General features: G+C 74.4%; 25 protein-coding genes and 1 pseudogene. 14 read left to right on the plus strand and 12 right to left on the minus strand.

Going from position 1 to position 21,545, the window contains the following annotated elements; genetic code table 11:
* A pseudogene (locus HCN56_RS12475) lies at positions 1-577 on the plus strand (hypothetical protein); the annotation flags it as partial.
* Positions 578-708: 131 nt separating this feature from the next.
* The gene (locus HCN56_RS12480) at positions 709-1,353 is read left to right on the plus strand and encodes an HAD family hydrolase (RefSeq protein WP_167970407.1); all 645 of its coding nucleotides are present in this window, start codon (positions 709-711) and stop codon (positions 1,351-1,353) included.
* Positions 1,354-1,469: 116 nt separating this feature from the next.
* Here the strand turns inward: HCN56_RS12480 and HCN56_RS12485 are convergent, their stop codons facing one another.
* Complete coding sequence (locus tag HCN56_RS12485; protein WP_167970409.1) at positions 1,470-1,721, minus strand: hypothetical protein; 252 nt, start codon at positions 1,719-1,721, stop codon at positions 1,470-1,472.
* Positions 1,722-2,019: 298 nt separating this feature from the next.
* Between HCN56_RS12485 and HCN56_RS27000 the strand changes: the two genes are divergently transcribed.
* Positions 2,020-2,403: a cold-shock protein gene (locus HCN56_RS27000; protein WP_167970411.1), complete on the plus strand. Its 384-nt coding sequence runs from the start codon at positions 2,020-2,022 to the stop codon at positions 2,401-2,403.
* Positions 2,404-2,603: 200 nt separating this feature from the next.
* Here HCN56_RS27000 and HCN56_RS12495 read toward each other — a convergent pair whose 3' ends face one another.
* From HCN56_RS12495 to HCN56_RS12510, 4 genes are all read right to left on the minus strand, one after another.
* Entirely contained in the window at positions 2,604-3,527 is a 924-nt protein-coding gene (locus tag HCN56_RS12495) for a 1,4-dihydroxy-6-naphtoate synthase (protein WP_167970413.1), read from the minus strand.
* Positions 3,524-4,258: a futalosine hydrolase gene (locus HCN56_RS12500; protein ID WP_167970445.1), complete on the minus strand. Its 735-nt coding sequence runs from the start codon at positions 4,256-4,258 to the stop codon at positions 3,524-3,526. The genes HCN56_RS12495 and HCN56_RS12500 overlap by 4 nt, the downstream gene beginning before the upstream one ends.
* A 106-nt stretch (positions 4,259-4,364) precedes the next feature.
* Complete coding sequence (locus tag HCN56_RS12505; protein WP_167970415.1) at positions 4,365-4,970, minus strand: hypothetical protein; 606 nt, start codon at positions 4,968-4,970, stop codon at positions 4,365-4,367.
* 26 nt (positions 4,971-4,996) lie between these two features.
* A complete protein-coding gene (locus tag HCN56_RS12510; RefSeq protein ID WP_167970417.1) occupies positions 4,997-6,394 on the minus strand; it encodes an MFS transporter in 1,398 nt (465 codons plus the stop codon).
* Positions 6,395-6,789: 395 nt separating this feature from the next.
* On the opposite strand from HCN56_RS12510, the gene HCN56_RS12515 reads away from it, so the two are divergent.
* Positions 6,790-7,647, plus strand: a complete 858-nt coding sequence (locus HCN56_RS12515) for a DUF3027 domain-containing protein (protein ID WP_167970419.1) — start codon at positions 6,790-6,792, stop codon at positions 7,645-7,647.
* A gap of 127 nt (positions 7,648-7,774) precedes the next feature.
* Here HCN56_RS12515 and HCN56_RS12520 read toward each other — a convergent pair whose 3' ends face one another.
* The gene (locus HCN56_RS12520) at positions 7,775-8,494 is read right to left on the minus strand and encodes a sulfite exporter TauE/SafE family protein (protein WP_167970421.1); all 720 of its coding nucleotides are present in this window, start codon (positions 8,492-8,494) and stop codon (positions 7,775-7,777) included.
* Between the two features lie 198 nt (positions 8,495-8,692).
* Here HCN56_RS12520 and HCN56_RS12525 point away from each other — a divergent pair, with 198 nt between their 5' ends.
* Positions 8,693-11,929: a sacsin N-terminal ATP-binding-like domain-containing protein gene (locus tag HCN56_RS12525; RefSeq protein WP_312871203.1), complete on the plus strand. Its 3,237-nt coding sequence runs from the start codon at positions 8,693-8,695 to the stop codon at positions 11,927-11,929.
* Between the two features lie 84 nt (positions 11,930-12,013).
* Here the strand turns inward: HCN56_RS12525 and HCN56_RS12530 are convergent, their stop codons facing one another.
* Positions 12,014-12,259 (minus strand): hypothetical protein, encoded by a 246-nt coding sequence (locus HCN56_RS12530; RefSeq protein WP_167970423.1) that lies wholly within the window; start codon positions 12,257-12,259, stop codon positions 12,014-12,016.
* Positions 12,260-12,354: 95 nt separating this feature from the next.
* Positions 12,355-12,789, minus strand: a complete 435-nt coding sequence (locus HCN56_RS12535; protein ID WP_167970405.1) for a hypothetical protein — start codon at positions 12,787-12,789, stop codon at positions 12,355-12,357.
* A 404-nt stretch (positions 12,790-13,193) separates the two neighbouring features.
* On the opposite strand from HCN56_RS12535, the gene HCN56_RS12540 reads away from it, so the two are divergent.
* The 7 genes from HCN56_RS12540 to HCN56_RS12570 all read left to right on the plus strand — a co-directional run bounded on the left by HCN56_RS12540 (position 13,194) and on the right by HCN56_RS12570 (position 16,011).
* Positions 13,194-14,021: a helix-turn-helix domain-containing protein gene (locus HCN56_RS12540; protein ID WP_167970425.1), complete on the plus strand. Its 828-nt coding sequence runs from the start codon at positions 13,194-13,196 to the stop codon at positions 14,019-14,021.
* Positions 14,018-14,224, plus strand: a complete 207-nt coding sequence (locus HCN56_RS12545; protein WP_312871204.1) for a DUF397 domain-containing protein — start codon at positions 14,018-14,020, stop codon at positions 14,222-14,224. Before HCN56_RS12540 ends, HCN56_RS12545 begins: the two co-directional genes overlap by 4 nt.
* 50 nt (positions 14,225-14,274) lie before the next feature.
* Positions 14,275-14,478 (plus strand): DUF397 domain-containing protein, encoded by a 204-nt coding sequence (locus tag HCN56_RS12550; protein ID WP_167970428.1) that lies wholly within the window; start codon positions 14,275-14,277, stop codon positions 14,476-14,478.
* A complete protein-coding gene (locus tag HCN56_RS12555) occupies positions 14,475-14,684 on the plus strand; it encodes a DUF397 domain-containing protein (protein ID WP_167970430.1) in 210 nt (69 codons plus the stop codon). The genes HCN56_RS12550 and HCN56_RS12555 overlap by 4 nt, the downstream gene beginning before the upstream one ends.
* Positions 14,681-14,893, plus strand: a complete 213-nt coding sequence (locus tag HCN56_RS12560) for a DUF397 domain-containing protein (protein WP_167970431.1) — start codon at positions 14,681-14,683, stop codon at positions 14,891-14,893. Before HCN56_RS12555 ends, HCN56_RS12560 begins: the two co-directional genes overlap by 4 nt.
* Entirely contained in the window at positions 14,890-15,105 is a 216-nt protein-coding gene (locus HCN56_RS12565) for a DUF397 domain-containing protein (protein WP_167970433.1), read from the plus strand. Before HCN56_RS12560 ends, HCN56_RS12565 begins: the two co-directional genes overlap by 4 nt.
* Before the next feature lie 213 nt (positions 15,106-15,318).
* Complete coding sequence (locus HCN56_RS12570; RefSeq protein ID WP_167970435.1) at positions 15,319-16,011, plus strand: hypothetical protein; 693 nt, start codon at positions 15,319-15,321, stop codon at positions 16,009-16,011.
* 120 nt (positions 16,012-16,131) lie between these two features.
* On the opposite strand, the gene HCN56_RS25800 is transcribed toward HCN56_RS12570, so the two are convergent.
* The 4 genes from HCN56_RS25800 to HCN56_RS12590 form a co-directional block, all read right to left on the minus strand.
* Positions 16,132-16,845 (minus strand): hypothetical protein, encoded by a 714-nt coding sequence (locus HCN56_RS25800; RefSeq protein WP_209312648.1) that lies wholly within the window; start codon positions 16,843-16,845, stop codon positions 16,132-16,134.
* Positions 16,846-17,076: 231 nt separating this feature from the next.
* Entirely contained in the window at positions 17,077-19,599 is a 2,523-nt protein-coding gene (locus HCN56_RS12580) for an HAD-IC family P-type ATPase (protein WP_167970437.1), read from the minus strand.
* Between the two features lie 303 nt (positions 19,600-19,902).
* The gene (locus tag HCN56_RS12585; RefSeq protein ID WP_167970439.1) at positions 19,903-20,238 is read right to left on the minus strand and encodes a DUF2530 domain-containing protein; all 336 of its coding nucleotides are present in this window, start codon (positions 20,236-20,238) and stop codon (positions 19,903-19,905) included.
* A 229-nt stretch (positions 20,239-20,467) separates the two neighbouring features.
* Positions 20,468-20,695: a ribbon-helix-helix protein, CopG family gene (locus HCN56_RS12590; RefSeq protein WP_167970441.1), complete on the minus strand. Its 228-nt coding sequence runs from the start codon at positions 20,693-20,695 to the stop codon at positions 20,468-20,470.
* 168 nt (positions 20,696-20,863) lie between these two features.
* Between HCN56_RS12590 and HCN56_RS12595 the strand changes: the two genes are divergently transcribed.
* The gene (locus tag HCN56_RS12595; protein ID WP_167970443.1) at positions 20,864-21,307 is read left to right on the plus strand and encodes a MarR family winged helix-turn-helix transcriptional regulator; all 444 of its coding nucleotides are present in this window, start codon (positions 20,864-20,866) and stop codon (positions 21,305-21,307) included.
* A gap of 58 nt (positions 21,308-21,365) precedes the next feature.
* On the plus strand, positions 21,366-21,545 hold a 180-nt coding region (locus HCN56_RS25805; RefSeq protein WP_209312649.1), incomplete at its 3' end, for a hypothetical protein.

The raw sequence follows: 21,545 nt of genomic DNA on the forward strand, positions 1-21,545 counted from the left end.
GGCCGCCCTTGGCGTCCGCCGCGGGGGCGGGGGCGCTCGCGCCGTCGGCAGCGGCGGCATCGCCCGGCTTGGCCGGCGGGTCGGCCGGGGGCGGCGGTGCCACCCGGTCGTCGGGTTCGGCGGGGGGCCGCAGCATGTCGGGTTCGATGATGCCGCCGCCACCGGGGAGCCCGGCCCGAAGGGCGCCCGCCGGCTGCGCGGCGCGTTCCGCGGCCGCACCGCGGGCAAGCACGCAGGCGGCCCCGTCGAACTCTTCGGGGCGCTGCTGCTGGTCGGCGGCGCGGTCATGGCCGAGCTGCTGCCGATGCTCGGTGGCTGGCTGCTGGCCTGGTGGGCGCCGCGGCTGAGCCGCCCGGTCGCCAAGTTCGCGGTCTTCGGCATGCCGGCGCTCGTCGTCGGCGGCTGGTTCACCTGGCTGTTCGGCCGGGTGAACGAGTACTGGGGCGAACCGCTGGAGGGCGAGGTCCTCCGCACCGCGCTCTCCGACCACTGGCCCGCACTGCTGCGCGGCGCGGCACTCGCCACCGCGGTCTTCCTGCTGTGGCGCTCCCTGCGCCGCCCGCCCGGCAAGGCCTGAGCCGACGGGCGCGCGCTGCCGCCCGCACTGCGCTGCCCGTACCGCCCCGACCTGCGCGCTCGCGCCCGGGGCGGTGTTTCTCACACCCCGCGGGCGGCACGCCCCGGCGGGGCGTGACCGAGAATGACCGCATGCCCACGACGAACCCCACCACCGGACCCACCGTCGGTTTCGACCTCGACATGACCCTCGTGGACACCCGGCCCGGCATCCGCAGCACCTACCGCGCCCTCTCCGAGGAGTCCGGCGTGTGGGTCGACGCCGACCTGGCCGTCTCCCGGCTGGGACCGCCGCTGACCTGGGAGCTGAAGAACTGGTTCCCCGAGGACCGGGTGCCCTGGGCGGTGGACCGCTACCGGGCGCTGTACCCGGACCACGCCATCACCACCTCGCCGCTGCTGCCGGGCGCCGTCGAGGCGCTGGACGCGGTACGCCGTGCCGGCGGCCGCAGCATGGTGGTGACCGCCAAGATCGGCGTCAACGCACGGATGCACCTGGACTTCCTCGGCCTCGCCCCCGACCTGCTCTTCGGCGACCTCTGGGCCGAGGCGAAGGGCGCGGCGCTGCGGGAGCAGGGCGCGTCGGTCTACGTCGGCGACCACGTCGGTGACGTGCGCGGCGCCCACGCCGCCGGTGCGCTGGCCGTCTCGGTGGCGACCGGGCCCTGCGACGCGGACGAGCTGCGGGAGGCCGGCGCGGACGTGCTGCTCGCCAACGGGCTCAAGGACTTCCCCGGCTGGCTGGAGGAGCACCTCGCCGCGGCCGGCGGTCGCTGAGCCGGGACGCAGGGACCGCGCGTCGGCCGGACGGTGGCCTCCGGGCCGCCACGGCGGGCAGCACGAGGACGCCGCGCGGGTGCGACCCGCGCGGCGTCCTTGGTCCTCCGGTGCGGTCAGCCCGCGGCGGCCGCGCGGTCGCGGCGCCGCTGCGCGGCGATGGACCGCGCCATCCCCGCGCCGGCGACGGCGAAGCCGACGCCCATCAGCATCGACACAACGTACGCGCCGACCGGGAACGGCTCGGACCCGATGAACATCGGGACGAAGGTGATCAGGGTCGCCACGGCGCCCACGGCGAAGATGATGCCGCCGACGCGGACCAGCAGGTCACCCGGGGAATTGGCGTGCTCAGGGCTCTCACTCACCCCTCCAGCGTAGAGGGCGCCCCCGGCGCACCGGGCCGGTACCCCGGCACACCGGACCGGTACCCCCGGCCGCGTCCGCTGTCGCTTCCCGCGCCGCAGCGGCGCCCGTCCGGCCCGCCGCGCAGCCGCTCCGGGATGTGACGTGATCGGCGCCTTCGGTGGGACTCGGCAGGGGTGGGTGGGGCCCGTGGTGGGTATCCATTGCGCGAGGCTGCGGGGACGACGGCGGGAAGCACGACCGACCTATAGCCTGACCTGCGACGACTGTGGTTCGGCTGACTGAGGAGCGAGGTGTGCTTTGCCTACCGGCAAGGTGAAGTGGTTCAACGCCGACAAGGGCTTCGGCTTCCTGTCCCGCGACGACGGCGGCGACGTCTTCGTGCACTCGTCGGTCCTGCCCGAGGGTGTGGACGTGCTGCGTCCCGGTCAGCGCGTGGAGTTCGGCGTGGTCGCCGGGCAACGCGGTGACCAGGCGTTGTCGGTGACCGTCCTGGACCAGGTGCCCTCGGTCGCCGCCGCCCAGCGGCGCAAGCCGGACGAGCTGGCCTCCATCGTGCAGGACCTCACCACGCTGCTGGAGGGTGTGACCTCCCAGCTGGAGCGCGGCAAGTACCCGGACAAGCGCAGCGGCGCACAGGTCGCGGGGCTGCTCCGCGCCGTCGCCGACCAACTCGACGTGTGAACCGGCCGCGCCCCGCGCGCGGCGGTTCCCGGCTTGGCGCCCGTCACCGCGCAGCGGCGGCGGGCGTCCGGCCTGTCCGGGGCGGGTCCGCCCGGCCGACCCGCCGAGACCTGCCCTGACCCGTCCCGCCTGCAGCGTGCCGGGCCGCGGGCGCCGGCACGGGCCGGGCGCGGGCACGCTGCGGGCGCACCGGGCGGCGTTCAGTCGAGGGTGACCGGCGGGACGAGTCCCTCGGCGGCGGCGCGGTCGAGCAGCTCGCGGACGGCCGCCAGCCCCTCCTCGCCCAGCTCCGCCGTGAACTCGTTCACGTAGAGCGCGATGTGCTGGTCGGCGACCTCGGGCTCCATCTCCTGGGAGTGGGCCAGCACGTAGTCGCGTGACGCCTCCGGCCGCTCCCACGCCTGGCGGACCGAGGCGCGGATGGCGTCGGTCAGTGCGGCGATGCGCTCCGCGCCCAGTGAGCGCTTGGCGATGATGGCGCCCAGCGGGATCGGGTGGCCGGTGGTGCCCTCCCAGAACTCGCCGAGGTCGGCGAGCCGGTGCAGCCCGAACCGCTGGTAGGTGAACCGGGCCTCGTGGATGACGAGTCCGGCGTCGACGCGGCCGTCGCGCACCGCGGGCATGATCTCGTGGAACGGCAGGACGACGACCTCGCCCACGCCGCCGGGGACGTTGGCCGCGGCCCAGAGGCGGAACAGCAGGTAGGCGGTGGAGCGTTCGCTGGGGACGGCGACGGTCCGGCCCGAGAGCCCGGCCGCCGTCGCGGGCGAGCCGCCGGCCGGGCCGTCCTCACCGCGGGTCAGGACCAGCGGCCCGCAGCCGCGGCCGAGGGCGCCGCCGCACGGCAGCAGCGTGTACTCCTGGAGCACCCACGGCAGCACCGCGTACGACACCTTCAGCACGGAGCCCTCGCCGCGCTCCGCCATGCCGTTGGTGACGTCGATGTCGGCGAAGGTGACCTCGGGCCGTTCGGCGCCCGGCACCAGCCCGTGCGCCCACGCGTGGAAGGTGAAGGTGTCGTTGGGGCACGGCGAGTACGCCACGTCCAGCGGGGCGCCCGGCGCGGTCGCGGTTCCCGGCCCGCCGGCGGTCTCCGGGCCGGTGGTGGTGGCGTCCTCGGTCATGGTGCCTCCTGGTTCGGCGGGGCGTCGGGGGTCGGCTCGGACGGCCGGGGCTGCGCGGCCGCAGCCGCGTACGCGGTCAGCGCGGGGCCGGCGGCGCGGAAGGCGGCGGTCAGCGCGCGCAGCGCGTCGGGGATGCGCCACGCCGCGCGGTCGCGGGGGCCGACCGCGTTGGAGACGGTGCGCAGCTCCAGCACGGGGACGCCGGCGCGGGCCGCGGCCTCGGCGACGCCGAACCCCTCCATCGCCTCGGCGACGGCGCCCGGATGACGGGCGGTCAGTTCCGCCGCGCGTTCCGCGGTGCCGGTGACGGTGGAGACGGTGAGGATCGGACCGGTGTGCGCACCGGTCAGCGCGGCCACTTCGCCCGCCAGTTCGGCGGGCGGCCGGTGGGCGACGGTGCCGAAGCCCAGCGCGGTGACGTCGGCGAAGCCGTCGGGGGTCACCGCCCCGAGGTCGGCCGCGACGAGCGCGGTGGCGACCGCCGTCGCCCCCACCGGCACGGCCGGGGCGAAACCGCCGCCGATGCCGGCCGAGACGACCAGGGCGTAGGAACGGCCGTGCGCGACGGCGGTCGCGAGTTCGGCTGCGGTGGCCGCCGCCGCGGCGGCGGGTCCGACACCGGCGGCGATCGCCGTGACGTCGGGGCAGCCCGCGGCCACCGCGTCGCGTTCGGCGTCGACGGCCGTCACGACCAGGACGCGCGGCCCGGCGCCGTCACCGGGGCGCGGCAGCCCCGGGCCGCCCGGCCGGTGCGCGGCGGGCTCGCCGGCGCCCGGGTCGGGCTGCTGCTGCGGGACTGGAACGGCGTTCACGCGGTACCCGGCGGCGCCGGAGCCGTCAGTGCTCCTTCTGCTCCAGCTGGAGGTTCCACACGCCCTCGAACTGGCCGAACAGCGCCTCGTCGAACGGGCCGAAGTCACCGGTCTGGGCGGCACCGAACGCGGCCATCAGGGCCTCGGTGTCGTAGTCCTCGGAGACCTGCGCGACGGTGATCTGCACGACGTCGGCGAAGGCTTCCTCGCTCTGGCCCGGCAGCGTCGCGGCGTCGGACGCGGCGTACAGCTGGTCGGCCGGGAAGCTGCGGTAGGTGGTGTACGAGGGGTCGATGGCGTGGGGGTTGCCGTTGACGAACAGCAGCCAGCCGGTCTCCGCGATCTTCGGGTCGACGCCGACGCGCAGCGTCTCGCCGCCCTCGGTGGTGAAGACCCGCACGTCGGCGGTGTCCTCCAGGCAGGCGCGGGCCTCGTCGACGCCCAGCGCCTCGCCGTGGCCGTAGCAGTCGGTGGCGGTCTCCATGGTGGAGGTGGCGGTGCCGAGCGTGAAGTGGGCGTTCGGGCTCGGCTTGTCGCACGCCGTGAGGGCGGCCAGCCCCAGTGACACGGCGCCGGCGGCGAGAGTGGTGCGGACGGCCCGGCGGCCACGGCTCCTGGAGATCGCAGTCATGCGGGCAGATTACCGGGCGTCGCCCGTCACCGAACGCGCGGGTGCGGCGAGCCGCGCCGTGCGCCCGCGGCCAGCCCCCGGAAGGTGACCACCAGACCCGCCAGCAGCAGCAGCGCCGCGGTGGCCATGCCGATGGTGCCGTTGAGCGGGAGCGCGATGGCGATGCCGCCGCCGAGGACCCACGCCATCTGCACCATCGTCTCGGAGCGGGCGAAGGCGGAGGTGCGGACGACCTCGGGCACGTCGCGCTGGATCAGGGCGTCCAGCGAGAGTTTGCCCATCGCCTGGCACAGTCCGGCGACCGCGCTGACCAGGATGACGGTCACCGTGCCGTAGGCGACGGCGGCCGAGACCGTCGTCACCACCGCGAGGACCATCATGACCAGCAGGATGAACTCGGGGGCCCGGTCGCGCGCCCAGGCGCCGAGGACGTTGCCCAGCCCGTTGCCGACGCCGGCGGCGACACCGACGAGCCCGAGCGACAGCGCGGCCGCCAGCCCCGGCAGCGGCTGCTCGCGCAGCAGGAACGCCAGGAAGAACAGCATGAATCCGGAGAGCACCCGCAGCGAGGAGTTGGCGACCAGCGCCTTGAAGACGGTGGTGCCGGTCGCCCGGATCACCCGGGACCGGCCTCGGCCGTCCTGCTCGCGTCCGGCGGCCCGCGCCTCGGCGAGTTCCTGGAGGTGCAGGGTGCGTTCGCCCTTGGCGAGGTCCACCTTGTGCGGCAGCCGGAACGACATGAAGGCGCCGATGAGAGTGATGACGAACGCGCCGTACAGCGGCGCCTCCGGGCTGATGAGGTTGAGCACCAGACCCAGCGGTGCCGCCGCGCCCGCCGAGATGAGCCCGGTCAGGGTGATGCGCGCGTTGGCCTTCACCAGGGAGATCTGCGTCGGCAGCAGTCGGGGGACGACGGCGGCCCGCACGATGTTGTACGCCTTGGAGGCGATCATGACGCCCAGCGCGGCCGGGTACAGCTCCAGGCCGCCCGCGGCGACGGCGCCGGTCATCAGCAGCGCCAGCACCCCCCGGAAGGCCAGCGCGCCGGACATCGCGGCGCGGCGGCCGTGCGGCAGCCGGTCCAGCAGCGGCCCGATCACCGGCGCGAGGAGGACGAACGGGGCCATGGTGACAGCGAGGTAGAGCGCGACCCGGCCGCGCGCCTCGTCGGTGGGGACGGCGAAGAAGATGGTGGAGGCCAGCGCCATCGTGATGAGCATGTCGCCCATCGAGTGCACCGCGTGCACCTCTATCAGCTTGCCGAGGCCGGACTCGCCGGCTCCCTGCGCGTGCGTGGCCTTCCGGATGCGGCGGCCCACGAGGCGCGGTGGACCGGCGACGGCACGGCCGGTCGCCCGGAGACCCCGGAGCACTGCTCCGGCCCCGGCACCGGCGCCCCGATCGGACGAGCTGTCAGCGGCCACGTGCGTAAGCGTAGAGCGTGGGGCGAGTCCGTGGTCGCGATGCGTCGAAGGAGTGCCGTCCCGCGCGTCGCGCGGTGGCCGGGACGGTGCGCCCGAAAGGGGGCAGGAGGGTGCGACACGCCCGGGCGCGTCGGATGCCCGGTGTCCGCGCCGGCCTCCTGCCGAGTGGCGGCACGGCGGTCCGCGGGCGCGGCGCCGTGATCGGGGACGCCTTCTTCCGGGGCGGGCGTCGCGCGGATCACACGTGCGGTAGCGTGGACCGACCGGTGCATCGTGCCCACGTGCAGCAGCACGACGTCGCAGCGGCGCGGGTCTCACACCCCGTAGCCGCTCCGTCAGCTCCGCTCGCCGTTGGCGTTCGCACCGCACAACGCGTAGGAAAGAGTCGATATCCAGTGAGTGCTGCTACCCGAAGCCGGACCCCTGACCGGCTCTGTGCGGATGCCGTGCCGCTCGCACGGGAGGTCGCCGAGGAAGCCGCTTTCCCGCACCCGGTCGGCCCGCATCTCGGCGCCGAGGGGGAGGGTGAGGGCGGCCGCGTCGTCACCCACTTCTTCGAGTCCGCCGACCCGGCGTACCGCGGCTGGCGCTGGGGCGTCACGGTGGTCCGTGCCGCCCGCGCCCGCCATGTGACCGTCGACGAGGTCACGCTGTTCCCGGGCGACGACGCGCTACTGGCGCCGGAGTGGCTGCCGTGGAGCGAGCGGCTGCGTCCGGGCGATCTCGGCCCCGGCGACCTGCTGCCCGTGGAGGAGGGCGACCCGCGGCTGGAGCCCGGCTTCGCCGTCGTCGAGGAGGCCGCGGAGTCCGAGGCGGAGTCCGGGGAGGCGGGCGTTCCCGCCGATGCGTCGCCGGAGGCGACCGCTGTCGCCGCCGCCGGGGTGCGGCCGTCGGACAACCGGCGCGCGGAGACGGCGGCGCTCGCCGACGAGCTGGGGCTGGGCCGTACCCACGTCCTCTCCCGTCTGGGCCTCGCCGAGGCTGCCGAGCGCTGGGACGAGAACTACGGCGCCGGGACCCCGATGGCGCAGGGAGCGCCCGCGTCCTGTCTCAGCTGCGGCTTCCTGGTGCCGCTGGCGGGTTCGCTCCGCCAGGGGTTCGGGGTCTGCGCCAACGAGTACGCGCCGGCGGACGGGCGGGTCGTCTCGCTCGGGTTCGGCTGCGGCGCCCACTCCGAGGCGGCGACGCTGATGCCGAAGCCGGCGCCCCGGCCCGGCCCGGTCATCGACCACGTCGGCGCCGACCCGCTCTGACCCGCGGCGGCTGCCGCGGCCGCGGGGCTGGGTCCGTCCCGGCTCGGCCGGCGGGGCCACGGCCCGTCGGACGCCGCCCGGCGCCCGGTGTCGGACGGCGTCGGACCAGTGAGGCCGGTCGGACCGGTCAGGCCAGGGCGCGGACGATCAGGACGACGCCCGACAGCGACACCACGCACAGCAGCGCGGTGCGGATGCCGCCGGCGCCCCAGCGCCGCCGCACCGGGATCGAGACGAAGTAGCCGCCGACCACGAACGGGATCAGCGCGGCACCGGCGATCAGCTGCTCGCCGGTGAGCTGGCCGCCCAGTTGGAGCGTCGCCAGCGAGATCGCGGCGCCGATGACGAAGTAGGCGCCGAGGGTCGCCCGCACGGTCGGGCCGGGGGAGTGCTGGTAGAGCAGGGCGAGCGGCGGCCCACCGATCGAGGTGGCCGTCCCGGTGACGCCGGAGATCATCCCCGCGGACATCAGCGAAACCGGCGTGACGCGCACGGTCACGGCGGAGATGGTGGCCGCCACCGCCAGCAGCACCATGACGCCGACGACCAGACCGAGCAGCCGGGGCTCCAGGACGGCCACCAGCCATGCGCCGAGCATCGACCCCGGGATGCGGGGCGGCAGGCCCCAGGCGAGGCCGCGCCAGTCGACGTGCCGTCCCTCGGACCACAGCGTCATCAGGGGGGTGACCATGCTGGCGACCAGCATCGATCCGGGCATCAGGGACGGGTCGGCGATCGCCACCACCGGGGCGGCCAGCAGGCCGAGGCCGAGCCCCACGGTGCCCTGGACGAGGGCGCCTGCGAAGACTGCGGTACCGGCGATGAGCAGGAAGATTATGTCGGGCACGGGCCTTGACGCTAGCAGCCGCCCGCGCGGGTGCGGACCCTCCCGGCGCCGCCCGCCGCGCCCCACCCGCCCCGCGGGCCCCTGCCGTCCGGCCCTCCCGGTCGGCGGGCACGGCCCGGCGGGCGCCGCGTGTGCCGACCGTCTCACCGGGCGCCGGGGCGGGAACGCGGGGGGCGGCCGGCGAGTACTGTCACCGACGTGACTGCCGATCTGAGCGATGAGAGCACCACCGCCGAGGACCCCTTCGGTACCGCCGCGTTGCGCGGCGCCGTCCTGGACGCCTGGGCCGCCTCGCCCGCGCGTTTCCGTGAGGACGCCAACGCCGAGGAGGAGTTGGCACGCGGCGGCTACCGCGACCGGATCGTCGTGGAGCTGGCGCAGAACGCGGCCGACGCCGCCGTTCGCGCGGGCGTCCCGGGCAGACTGCGGCTGGAGCTGGCCGACGGCGTGCTCTCCGCGGCCAACACCGGTGAGCCGCTGACCGCGGCCGGCGCCGGGTCGCTGTCCTCGCTGCGGGCCTCCGCCAAGCGGGACGCGCCCAGCGTCGGCCGGTTCGGCGTCGGCTTCGCCGCGACCCTCACCGTCACCGACACCCCGGCCGTCCACAGCCGCACCGGCGGCCTGCGCTGGTCGCTCACCGAGGCGCTGGCGCTGACGGCGGAGGTCGCGGGGCGTGCCCCGGGGCTGGCCGCAGAGGTCGAGCGGCGCGGCGCCGGCCGGCACGCCGTTCCGCTGCTCCGACTGCCCTTCCCCGCGGGCGCGTTCACCGTGCCCGACGGGTACGACACCGTGGTGGCGCTGCCGCTGCGGGACGCCGCCGCCCAGGAGCTGGCGGCGCGGCTGCTCGCCGAGGTCGGCGACCCGCTGCTGCTGGCGCTGCCCGCCCTGGCGGAGATCACCGTGGTGACCCCGGCAGGAAGCCGGACGCTGGTCCGGACCGACGCCGTCCCCTCCGACACCGCCGCTGCTCCCGACACCGCCGACGCGGAGGGCGGCACCGAGGGTGAGGGCGCCGCGGAACCCGGCGAGCCGGCGGAGGTGGTGGTGACCGAGGGCGCGCGGACGACGCGTTGGCGGACCGTCACCGCCCGCGGCCGTGCCGAGGCGGACCTGCTCGTCGATCGCCCGTTGGAGGAGCGTGAGCGCCCGCTGTGGACGGTCACCTGGGCCGTCCCCGTCGCGGCGGACGGCGCCCCCGCGCGGCCCGACGCCGAGGCCGTGGTCCACGCCCCGACGCCCACCGGCGAACCGCTCTCGCTGCCCGCGCTGCTGATCGCGTCCTTCCCGCTGGACTCCACCCGCCGGCAGGTCGCCCCCGGGCCGCTGACCGAGTTCCTGCTCGACCGGGCCGCCGACGGCTACACCCGGCTGCTCGCGGCCTGGCGCCCGGTCGGTCCCGGCACGCTGGAGCTGGTTCCCGGGCCCCTGGGCGCCGGGGTGCTGGACTCCGGGCTGAGGGAGCGGCTCGCCGCCCGCCTTCCCGAGGTGCCCTTCCTGCCGCCCGCAGCGCCCCTCACGGCGCTGTCCGCCGGCGACGGGAACGAGCCCGGCGGCGACGGCTCGGCCGAGGCCGAGGGCCGCCGCGAGGCGCTGCGCGCCACCGAGGCCGAACTCGTCGAGGACGCCGGCGCCGCGACCGTCGCGGTCCTGGCCCAGCTCTTCCCGCACCTGCTCCCCGCCGGCCTGGAACGGCACCCGGCCCCCCGGCTGCTGGGCGTGGCCCGGGTGTCGCTGGGCGAGGCGGTGGACCGCGTCGCGGGCGCCGACCGCCCGCCGTCCTGGTGGCGGGAGCTGTACGACTCGCTGGCCGGCGTGGACCCGGACCGGCTGACGGGGCTGCCCGTGCCGCTGGCGGACGGCCGGACGGTCGTCGGCCCCCGGCAGGTGCTGCTGCCGCTGCCGGGCGGCGACCCCGCCGGTCCGGCGCGGCTCGGACTGCGGGTCGCCCACCCCGAGGCGGTCCACCCGCTGCTGGAGAAGCTCGGCGCAGCCCCCGCCACGGGGCGTGCCGTGCTGGAGACGCCGCAGGTGCGGGCGCTGGTGACCGCCGCGCACGACGGGGAGCTGTGGGACGAGGACGCCCCGGACGCAGCCGAACTGGCGGGGCTCGTCCTCGGGTTGGTGGCCGACGCCGAGTTGGCGCCCGGCGACCTGCCCTGGCTGGCGGCCCTTCCGCTGCCGGACGAGGACGGCGAACTGACGCCCGCCTACGAACTGGTGCTGCCGGGCAGCCCCTTCCAGCAGGTCATCCGGGAGGGTGAACTCGCCGCCTGCGACGAGGCGTTCGCGGAGCGCTGGGGCGAGGGGCCGCTCACCGCTGTCGGCGTGCAGGCGGGCTTCCCGCTGGTGCGCGCCACCGATGTGGTCCTCGACCCCGACGAGTTGGTGCCGGGCGACTCCGACGTCCCCGAACCGGACGACGCCGGGCTGCTGGACGCCGTCGAGGTCTGGTGCGAGGACCTGCTCGACGCACTGCCCGAGGCCGACCTCCCGCCGGTGGCCGGCGAGTTGCTCGCCGTGCGGGACCTGGAGCTCGTCGACGACGAGCAGTGGCCGCGGGTGCTGGCGATGCTCTCCGAGCCGCCGCTGCGCGACGCGCTGGTGCGCCCGCTGCGGGTCCGGATGCCCGACGGCACGGTGGCCACCGCCCGGCCGTACACCGCCTGGTGGCTGCGCGGCGCCCCGGTGCTGGGCGGGCGCCGTCCCGCCGGGCTGCGTGCCGCCGGCGGTGACCCGCTCCTCGCGGGGCTGTACGAGCCGGCCGACACCGCCGACGCCGACCCCGAGGTGCTGCGCGCACTGGGCGTCCGCACCAGCGCCGACGCGCTGCTGGCCGAGCCCGGCGGCGCGGCGGAGCTGCTCGCCCGCCTCGCCGACGCCGAACTCCCGGTCGCAGCCGAGCAGCTGCACGGGCTGTACACGCTGCTCGCCGCGCTCGACCCGGAGGAGGTGACCCTCCCCGACGAGGTGCGGGCGGTTGCCGCCGACGGCCGCACCGTGGTGGTGCCGGCCGGGGACGCCGCCGTCGCGGACGCCCCGGACCTGCTGGCCTCCGCCGGTGACCGGCCGCTGCTGCCGGTCGACCCCCGGCACGCCGCCGAGCTGGCCGCGGTGCTGGACGTGCCGCTGCTCTCCTCGCTGCTGCCCGCCCCGGTCAGCGGCCCGGGCACCGAGCACCCCGTGCCCGAGGCGGCCCGCGCCCTGCTGGGGGAGGACGCTCCGGCGACCTACCGGGAGCACGAGGAACTCCTCGTGGACGGCGTCGCGGTGGACTGGCGGTACCTCGACGGCACGGTCCACGCCGCCACGGTGGAGGGACTGGCCGCCGGTCTCGCCTGGGCGGCCGGGCAGTGGCCGCGCCGCTTCGAACTGGCCGCGCTGCTGGAGGACCCCGACCGCACCGCGGAACTGGCCACCGCCCGCTGGTTCGACTGACGCGGACGCCCGTTACGCTCCCGAACGCATGGCGGGGGGCGACCCGGAAGCCGGGTCGGCCCCCGCCACGGGCGGCGTCACAGCTCAGGGGCGGCGCGAGCCTCGCTCCGCGACCAGCTCCGCCAGCGCCGTGTTGAGCGTCACCACCTCGTCGGCGGTGAGCCGGCCCAGATGCACCTGGTACTCCGGGCGGCGGCAGACGTCGCACGGGTCGACGACGTCGATGTCGTCGAGCCGGACGCCCAGTCGTTTGACGTGGTTGAACAACTCCTGGGCGGCGGACTCGACCGCCTCCCGGTCGGAGTTGGCGAAACTGATCTCCTCGTACACGGCTCTCTCCTTCTCGGGGTTCGGCGGGCGAGTTGGCGGGGCGGGCGGGATGCGGTGGCGCTGCGGGGATTCCGGCCGGCGGGGCGTGCAGGGGCTCAGGTGACGCGCAGCAGTCGGCGGGCGGGCGCGCCGCGCAGTACGGGGCGGGCGGACAGCGAGTACAGGACGTCCACCTCGCCGACGCCCCGGACACGGTCCGGGCCCCGCGCGTTGGCGCTGACCGGGCGACCGGCCGCCAGGGCCGCCTGCTGCACCCGCAGGAAGGCGGTGTCGTCCGCCCAGTCGCGGAACACCCGACCTGGCGACCACGGCGAGGAGGCGACGGCGGCGAGTGCGCCCGCCGGCAGCGGTCCCGCGCCCGGACGCGGGTCGAGCGCGTCGGCCATCCGCAGCGCCTGCCCCCGCAGCCAGCGCAGCGCCTCGGCCGGGGTGGCGGCCCAGTGCCCGCCCAGGTACCACTCGCCTCCGGCGTCGGGGCACCGCACGACGGTCTCGCACCAGAAGCCGTCCACCCGCGTGCCGCCGCTCACCGTGCCGACTTCCTCGACTCCGTCACGGGGCGGTCCCCGGTCCGGGTGAACCCGGCGGATCTGTCGTTCCGGCTGCGCCCGGCGAACCGGTTTCCGTGGTGCGGCATTTCCGCAACTCCTCCAGATGGTCATCAATGGCGCGCGTCAACGCGGCGCTTCTGAGCAGTAGTTCGCGCAGGGAGCCGGGTGGCTCCGTTTCTGCGGCGTTGTCGGTCCCGTCCGCGGTCACCGCTCACCCGCGCGATCCGGACATCGCGCGCCCCGGTCGTGATTCCTGCCGCTGGGCACGACAACCACCGGCCGCTCCTCTCCGTAGTGACTCCACTACCCGGCACCGTCAGGTTGGCCTAGAGTCAGAAGCCGCTCAACCTGGCATTTCGGCACAGGAAGTCCGTGGGGGACCGATGAATCTCAAGGAGCTCGACCCGGACAGCTCTCCGCAGGCGGCGTACGGCGCACTGGTCCGCCAGTGGCGCGAAGACCGCGGGTGGAAACAGGACGAGCTGGCCGGACGAATGGAGTACTCCAGCACCCATCTCTCATCCATCGAAACCGGCCGCAAACTGCCGACCTTGCGCTTCGCGCGCAATGCGGACCAGGCGCTGCGCACCGAGGGGCTCTTCGAACGCAAATGGCGCGAGATGCGGCAGGGATCGCTGCTGGAGGGCTTCCCGCAGTACGTCGAGTACGAGGCCCGCGCGGAGGAGCTGCGGCTGTACCAGATCGGCATCGTTCCGGGCCTGCTGCAAACACCTGCTTACGCCCGCGTCCTGGCGGAGAGCGCCGTGCGACGGGGCGACATCGACGCTGAACAGGCCGTGGAGCGGGTGGAGTTCCTCGCCGAGCGGCAGGTGGCGCTGGTCCGGGACCGCCCGCCAACGGTGATGGCGGTGATGGACGAGAGCTGCATCCGGCGCATCGTCGGCGGTCCGCTGGTGATGGATGAGCAACTGGGGGCACTGCTCCGATTTGCGGAGCTGCCGAACACCGTCCTCCAGATCGCGCCGTTCACGCTGGGGGAGCGGCGGCCATTCAATCTGCCGATCAACTTGCTGACGTTGCCGGACCGCTCGTTGGTGCTCTATGCCGAGTCGCAGACGCAGGGCCACATGGACCGAGAAAGCACTGCTGTGCCACAGATGTTGAGGAACTACCATCAGCTACAGGCCGAAGCGCTCAGCCAGGCCGACTCCGTGGCCATGATCGAGCAGGTACGAAAGGGCATCTTGTGATGACCGATACCCCCCAGTGGTTCACCTCCTCCTACAGCGACAACGGCGGCGACTGCGTCGAGGTGGCGGGCAATCTCGTCGCCCGCCACGGCACGGTCCCGGTGCGCGATTCCAAGACCCCGGCCGGTGCGGTACTGGCGCTGCCCGCCGGTGCGTTCGCCGCGTTCGTCACCGGTGTGCGCGACGGCGGACTCAGCCGCTGAGCCGAGGCCGCTCCGCGCGGCCATGAACCCCAGCACGGAAAGGGCACTTCATGACGACCCACATCCTCCGCTGGTTCACTTCCTCCTACAGCGACAACGGCGGCGACTGCGTCCAGGTGTCGGCCGATCTGGCCGCCCCTGACGGCACTGTGCCGGTCCGCGATTCCAAGGCGCCCGCCGACGCGGTGCTGTCGCTCTCGACTGATGCGTTCGCCGCCTTCGTCGGCGGGGTGCGCGAGGGGAGGCTGGCATGACGGCTGGTTCCCCTGAGGGCCTGCGCTGGTTCAGCTCGTCCTACAGCAACAACGGCGGCGCCTGTGTCGAGGTGGCGGCCGAGTCGGCTGCTGACGGCATCGTTCCGGTGCGTGACTCCAAAGCCCCGTCTGAGGCAGCGCTGATGCTTCCTAGTCCAGCGTTCGCCGCCTTCGTGGGCGGCCTCTGTGGCGGGAGGCTGGCATGACCAGTCTTTCGTCAACGGACCTGCGCTGGCTCACTTCCTCCTACAGCGACAACGGCGGCGCCTGCGTGCAGGTGTCGGCCGATCTGGCCGCGACGGACCGCATCGTCCCGGTGCGTGATTCCAAGGCGCCCGCTGACGCGGTGCTGTCGCTCTCGACTGATGCGTTCGCCGCCTTCGTCGGCGGGGTGCGCGGGGGGAGGCTGGCATGACGGCTGGTTCCTCTGAGGGCCTGCGCTGGTTCAGCTCCTCTCACAGCAACAACGGCGGCGACTGTGTCGAGGCGACCGCCGACCTGGTCACCACCGAGGGCGCGGTGTCGGTGCGTGATTCCAAAGCACCCGCCGACGCGGTACTGACGCTGCCGGCCGGTGCGTTCGCCGCCTTCGTCGCCGGCGTACGCGAGAGCGGTCTGACCCGCTGAGCCGTAGTGCGTGACCGCAGGCCGCTCCCGTTCCGGGGCGGCCTGCGGTGTTCTCCGGTGCGCGACCCCCCTCATGAGCTGGAGGGGGTCGGGCAACCGGTTCCGGGATGGGGCTGCCGGTGTTTGTGCGTCTGGAGGTGGAGCAGGCGCGGGGGACCGAGCCACCGCCCCACGCGCGCGGCGGCAACGAACCACCCGGTGGAGGACTTCGACATGCCCCGACAGCGCACCCGCCGCACCACCCGCTCCGCCGCCCTGACCGCCGGAGTCCTCGCCGCGACCCTGGCCCTGGGCGCCTGCGGCAGCGACGACTCCGCCGACGACGACGCGCAGGCCACCGAGACGGTCGCCTCCGAGACCGAGACCGGCACCGAGGACGACACCACGTCCGAGCAGGAGGAAACCACCGAGGACGACGGTGCGGACGCCGGTGGTCCCGCCGCCGAAAGAGACGCCGAGGACGGCGACGACGGCGAGCTCGACCGCACCGAGGAGCTTCCCGACGGCTCCGCCGTGGACATCTACGAGATCGACTTCCAGATCTACCGTGCCGAGATCATCGGGGAGGACGGCGTCCTCGGGACGCTCCGCGCCGAGGGCGGGCTGGACGGGATCGAGCTCAACGCCATGTACGTCGTGCTGGAGACGGACGGCTCGCTGCACGCCTGGACCGGCGCGGGCGAGCAGGGACCGGGCACCTTCACCGTGGACGGCGGCTGGGAGGTGGAGGTCACCCGGCACGACGACACGCACTGGGAGGCGAAGATCTCCGGCAGCAGCGGCGCCGAGGACACCATCACCGCGAACGGCGAGGACGCCGTCGCCCACGCCAACGGCATCTACATCGTGCTGACCTGGGCCGGGGTCGTCAGCTCCTACGATCCCGAGGCCGAGAGCACCGAGTGATCCGGGTCGCGTCCCCGCGGCGCGCCGCGCCGGGCCGGCTCATGACAGGGCGGTGGCCGCCACGCCTCGGACCGAGGGGCGGGCGGCACCGTCCTGTCATGCTGCCGGGGCTGCCGGCGCTCAGAGTTCCGTGGGCTCACGGGGCCCGTCGGTCGCACGGGCGACCTCGATGACCATGGTGCTGCCGTCCTTGGAGAACACGTACTCCGGAAGCTGCTGCCCCTCGAAGCCGTGACCGCTGAGGCCGATGCCGACCGTGTTCTCGCCCTCGAAGACGGGCGACGCCTTCGCGTCCACCACGAGGTCGTTGAGCCCGTCGATCTCCGGGTCGGGGTGCGCGAACCCCTGGTTGGTGAACTTGAAGGAGAGCAGCCAGTCGCCCTCGACCTCCAGGTCGGTGCCCTCGCCGCCGTGGGTGACCTCCGAGACGACATCGTGCCAGAAGGCGGGGACCTCCTCCGCGAACTCCAGGCGAATGGTGTCGGCCTCCTCGCCCTCCTCGACGGTGATCGCCCGCAGCGCCGGTTCGTCGTCCTCACCGAGCCCTGCCGGCTCCGTCTCCTCCGCCTCGTCGGCATCGGTGTCGGCGTCGGTCCCGGCATCGTCGGTGGCCGTGTCGTCCGTCTCGCCGGCGTCCGGGTCGGCGTCGCCGGTCGCCGCGCCGTCGTCCGCGCCGGTCTCCCCGGCCGTGTCGTCCTCCTGCTGCTGCCCGGCGGGCTCGGCTGCCTCGCTGCCGTTCTGCTCGTCGTCCCCGCTGCCGCAGGCGGTCAGCGCCAGCGCCGCGACCGCCGCCAGCGCTGCCGAACGTGCGCCTGTCCTGCGAATGCTGCGCATCCCGTGCCTCCGCGTCCTCCGAGGCCGGCCGCTCCGGCCCCGCGTGACGACCCATGGTCATGGCGGTGTCAACGACCGCCGAGGAGGACACGCCGCCCCATCGGAACCCCAACTACCAAACAAGACCGGTGCAGTTGACGCGAAACGACCGTCCCCACGCGCAGGGACGCCGCACACCGTGGCGGTGTGCGGCGTCCCTGGCGGGGTTCCCGCGTGGTGCGGGCCCCGGGGCTACCCGCCGGAGCGGGCCGCGCGGCGTGCACGACGGGCGGCGCGGCGCTCCTCGGCACTCTCCGGCTTGTCGGGGAAGCGGCGGGGGACCACCCGCCAGGAGACCTCCAGCAACACCAGTGCGACACCGGCGATGCCGACCGCCATCAGCGGCATGGTGGTGCCGACCAGGTCCAGTGCGAAGAACTCCCGCAGGAACGGGGTGACCAGCACGACCAGGAAACCGCCGCCCATGCAGAGCAGCAGCCCCAGCCGCCACCAGGTGTACGGCCTGGCGATGATCGAGAGCACGCCCATCGCGCACAGGAAGAGCGTCAGCGTCGCCGCCGACGTCTCCGCGGTCAGCGTGTCCTCCGTGGCGCCGTAGTGGTGCCGGGCCAACAGGTACGTCGTGAAGGTCGCGACACCGGCGATCAGGCCGAACGGCACCGCCAACCGCAGCACCCGCCGCACGAAGTGCGGCCGGGCCCGCTCGATGTTGGGCGCGAGCGCCAGGAAGAACGCCGGGATGCCGATGGTGAACGCCGACAACAGCGTCATGTGGCGCGGCAGGAACGGGTACGGCACCTGGCTGATGATCACGGCGAACGCGAGGAAGACCGAGTAGACCGTCTTCGTCAGGAAGAGGTTGGCGACGCGCTCGATGTTGCCGATCACCCGCCGGCCCTCGGCCACCACCGACGGCAGCGTCGCGAAGCTGTTGTTCATCAGCACGATCTGGGCGACGCCCTTGGTGGCCTCCGACCCGGCGCCCATGGAGACGCCGATGTCGGCGTCCTTCAGCGCCAGCACGTCGTTGACGCCGTCGCCGGTCATCGCGACGTTGTGGCCGCGGTTCTGGAGCGCGGCGACCATGTCGCGCTTCTGCTGCGGGGAGACCCGGCCGAAGACCGAGCCGCGTTCGACGGCCTTCGCCATCTCCTCGGGGTCGTCCGGCAGGTGCCGGGCGTCCACGGGGGACTCGGCGCCGGGCAGCCCCAGCTTGGCGGCGACGGCACCGACCGAGACCGCGTTGTCGCCCGAGATGATCTTGGCGTCGACGTTCTGCTCGGCGAAGTAGCGCAGCGTGTCCGGCGCCTCCTGGCGCAGCCGCTGGTCCAGGACGACCAGCGCCACCGGAGCGACGTCCCGCGAGGGGTCGCCGCTGCCGTCGCGCGCGGCCAGTTCCGCCAGCGGTCGCTCGGAGCGGGCGAGCAGCAGCACGCGCATGCCCTGCCGGTTCAGCTCCTCCACGGCCTCCAGCCGCGCGTCGCCGTCACGGAGCAGGATGTCGGGGGCGCCCAGCAGCCAGGTCGCCTCGGCACCGTCCGGCCCGACCAGGTGGGCACCGCTGAACTTGCGGGCGGAGGAGAACGGCAGCGCGTCGGTGGAGCGCCAGTCGTCCGGCGCCGGGTAGGCCTCGACGATCGCCTTGAGGCTGGCGTTGGGCCGGGTGTCGGAGGCGCCCAGGGCGCCCAGCACCGCCCGCACGTAGCTCTCGTCGCCGTCCGGCGACGCGCCGGAGTCCGAGCTGCCGGCGCCCTTGCCGCCCGCGCCGGTGACAGCCGCCGGGCCCAGCAGCCGCAGGTCGGTGACGTCCATGCCGCCCTCGGTGAGGGTGCCGGTCTTGTCCAGGCAGACCACGTCCACCCGGGCCAGGCCCTCGATCGCCGGCAGCTCCTGGACCAGGCACTGCTTGCGGCCCAGCCGGATGACCCCGATCGCGAACGCCATCGAGGTGATGAGCACCAGTCCCTCGGGGACCATCACCACGATGCCGGCGACCATGCGCCGGATCGCCTCGAAGGTGTCGGCCCGCTCGACCACCAGCTGGCTGATGACCAGGCCGACGGCGGCGGGGATCATCAGCGTGATGCAGAACTTGAGGATCTTGCTGATGCCGCTGCGGAGCTCCGAGTGGACCAGGGTGAAGCGCGACGCCTCCTCGGCGAGCTGCGCCGCGTAGGCCTCCCGGCCGACCTTGGTGGCGCGGAACGTGCCCCCGCCGGAGACCACGAAGCTGCCGGAGAGGACCGGGTCGCCCGGCTTCTTCAGCACCGGGTCGGCCTCGCCGGTCAGCAGCGATTCGTCGACCTCCAGGCTCTCGGCCTCGGTGACGACGCCGTCCACCACCGCCTTGTCGCCCGGCGCCAGCTCCACGACGTCGTCCAGGACGATCTCCCGGGTGGAGACCTCCACGGACGTGCCGTCGCGGCGGACCTTGGGGCGGGCCTCCCCGATGACGGCGAGACTGTCCAGCGTGCGCTTGGCGCGGAGTTCCTGGATGATGCCGATACCGGCGTTCGCGATGATCACGAAGCCGAAGAGGCCGTCTTGGATCGGGCCGACGACCAGGATGATCGCGAACAGCACCCCGATGATGCCGTTGAACAACGTGAAGACGTTGCCGCGGACGATCTCCGAGGTGGAGCGCGATGATCGCGCGGGAACGTCGTTGATCTGCCCCCGGGCGACGCGTTCGGCCACTTCGGCACTGGTGAGGCCGCGTACGCTCACCGGCGCCTCCGTATCGGTCTGCATCATGGAGCAGACACTACGAGGATCTGTGCGCTTGTGCGTAGTCGGGGCGTGTCCGGGTAGGGCACGCCGGGGGTGGATTCTGTGGCTCACGGACAGCGGCCGCGGGCCCTGTCCCCCGCCCGGGGGTGGCCTTCCGGCGGCCCCGGGCTGCTCCTCACGGGGAGGCGCGGTGATCCGCTCGCGGTGAACTCCCAGGCTGCGGTGGGTAGGTGGCCCATCGGCCCCGTCGGCCCGCCCGCTGTCGCGGTGGCCGGCTTCCCGTACCGGCCGCCCCCGCCCCCGCGCCCGCGAGCGGGCGGCCGGGGGTCAGTGCGTGGGTGTGTCGGGTCGGGGGTCGTCGCCCCCGGTCGCCGCAGCGGAGGAGCCGGCGGCCGTGCCGCTCGCCGCGCGCTCGGCGTCACGGCGGATCGCCGCCTCCCGGCGCCCGTTGAACCAGAGACCGAACAGCCCCAGTCCGACGCCGACGAGGCAGGTCCAGATCCAGTTGGTGCGGCCGTCCTCGGCGTACCGGGACCAGAAGGGCAGCTGGGCGAGGAAGGCCAGCGCCCACAGGCCGGTGCCGATGCCGACCACCAGCGCCACGGGCCCCTCCAGCGGCGGGGGAGCCTGCCGCTTGCCGCTGGTCAGGTCGCTCCAGCGCATCCGTCCGTCCTGCCTTCCGCCCGCGCCCCGCCCGCCCCGCTCCGGCGCGCGGCGCCACCGCCGCTGCTGCCGGGCGCTCCGGGCCCGTCCGGGCAAGCCTAGTCGGCCCGGGTGCCCGCGCGGGGTGCGGGCCCGCCGGGCGTGCGGCACGCGACGGCCTGGCCGTGGACGGCGGGGCCGGGCCGTCGGGGCCACGGGCGGTGGCGGGTCCGCGGCGCGGGAGGGGCCGTCAGACGTCCTGGCCGACCTGCCCGCGCCCGTCGAGGCGGTCGGTCCGCTCCACCGCGTCGAGCCGGTCGGTCCGCTCCACCGCGTCGCGGAAGCGCTCGTCGAAGTCCTCGCGGACGAGCACGCCGGCCACGTAGTCCTGGAGGGTCATGCCGCGAAGAGAGGCGTGCCGGGTCAACCGGTCGATCAGCTCCCCGTCGAGGCGGAGGCTCAGCACTCGCGATGTCATCTCCCCACGGTCGGCGCAGCCGCCTGCCGAAAGGGAGTCTTCTCCCCCGGGCTCACCCGAACGGGTGAGTCGCGCGACGCGGGGGTCCGCTGTGGGGGCGGTCACTCGAAGGGGGTGCCCGGGAAAATTGTAGTTCGTTAGGCAAGCTAATGAGATACCCTGGGAGACATGCCGGAAACACCGGGCGTCAGCCCAGAGAACGCCGCCGCCGTCAACACACTGCGCGTCGGAGTGATGCGACTCGCCCGCAGAATCCGGCACCAGCGGGTCGACCGGTCCCTCGGCCTCGCGGAGCTCTCCGCCCTCGGCACCCTGCACCGCTGCGGCGCCATGACCCCCGGGGAGCTGGCCCGCAAGGAGCACGTCCAGCCGCCGTCGATGACCCGCATCGTCGGACAGCTCCAGGAACGCGGGCTCGTGCGGCTGGAGCCGCACCCCGAGGACCGCCGACAGAAGACCGTCACCGCCACCGAGCAGGCCGAAGCCATGCTCGAAGCGAGCCGCAGCCAGAGCAACGCCTGGCTGACGGAGCTGGCAGGCCGGCTCACCGAGGAGGAGTGGGAGACCCTCCGCAACGCCGCACCCGTCCTGCACAAACTCGCGCACCTGTAGGAGCAACCGCAAGAACAGCGCACCGGCGCCGACCAACCGGCGCGGAAAGAGAGACCTCTTGAGTCCGGGAACCGGACCCTCGTCCGCCCCCGATCCGAGCCAGGACCCGAACCGACAGGCCGCCCACCGCGGCACCCCCGAAGGAACCGCCGCCGACGCCCCGGCGGGCACCATCAGCAGAGTGCCGAAGAGTCCGGCCGAGGCGACGGTCCAGCGGGTCCGGCTGGTGCCCCAACGG

Source organism: Streptomyces lonarensis (genome assembly GCF_012033735.1).
Classification (GTDB): domain Bacteria; phylum Actinomycetota; class Actinomycetes; order Streptomycetales; family Streptomycetaceae; genus Streptomyces; species Streptomyces lonarensis.